Raw genomic sequence first — 1,078 nt, forward strand, 5'->3', positions numbered from 1 at the left:
CTACATCTCTGCAGCGATCCGGTGCATGTCAAGCCCAGGTAAGGTTCTTCGCGTTGCATCGAATTAATCCACATGCTCCGCCGCTTGTGCGGGCCCCCGTCAATTCCTTTGAGTTTTAGCCTTGCGGCCGTACTCCCCAGGCGGGGCGCTTAATGCGTTAGCTACGGCACGAACCCCGTGGAAGGGACTCACACCTAGCGCCCACCGTTTACGGCATGGACTACCAGGGTATCTAATCCTGTTCGCTACCCATGCTTTCGCTCCTCAGCGTCAGTTACTGCCCAGAGACCTGCCTTCGCCATCGGTGTTCCTCCTGATATCTGCGCATTCCACCGCTACACCAGGAATTCCAGTCTCCCCTACAGCACTCAAGTTATGCCCGTATCGCCTGCAACCCCGCAGTTAAGCTGCGGTATTACACAAACGACGCGACAAACCACCTACGAGCTCTTTACGCCCAGTAATTCCGGACAACGCTCGCACCCTACGTATTACCGCGGCTGCTGGCACGTAGTTAGCCGGTGCTTCTTATCCAGGTACCGTCACTTACGCTTCGTCCCTGGCGAAAGGAGTTTACAACCCGAAGGCCGTCATCCCCCACGCGGCGTCGCTGCATCAGGCTTGCGCCCATTGTGCAATATTCCCCACTGCTGCCTCCCGTAGGAGTCTGGGCCGTATCTCAGTCCCAATGTGGCCGTACACCCTCTCAGGCCGGCTACCCGTCGACGCCTTGGTAGGCCATTACCCCACCAACAAGCTGATAGGCCGCGAGCTCATCCCACACCGAAAAAACTTTCCACCACACCATCCAAGACGTGGTCCTATCTGGTATTAGACCCAGTTTCCCAGGCTTATCCCAAAGTGCAGGGCAGATCACCCACGTGTTACTCACCCGTTCGCCACTCGAGTACCGAAGCAAGCTTCGGCCTTTCCGTTCGACTTGCATGTGTTAAGCACGCCGCCAGCGTTCATCCTGAGCCAGGATCAAACTCTCCACAAAAACAGTTTCAACAAAACACAGTGAAACAGGCCGTGAAAAGCCCAAAACCCAACCAAAACAAAACCACCCACACACAAA

Annotated in this window: 1 rRNA gene; it reads right to left on the bottom strand. The window is 55.8% G+C overall.

The features are described 5' to 3' along the window. Positions 1-1,000: ribosomal RNA gene (locus KBX18_RS11725) — 16S ribosomal RNA — on the bottom strand; the annotation flags it as partial. Positions 1,001-1,078 lie beyond the last annotated feature (78 nt).

Source organism: Corynebacterium sp. CCUG 69979 (assembly GCF_024454095.1).
Taxonomy (GTDB): Bacteria; Actinomycetota; Actinomycetes; order Mycobacteriales; family Mycobacteriaceae; genus Corynebacterium; species Corynebacterium genitalium.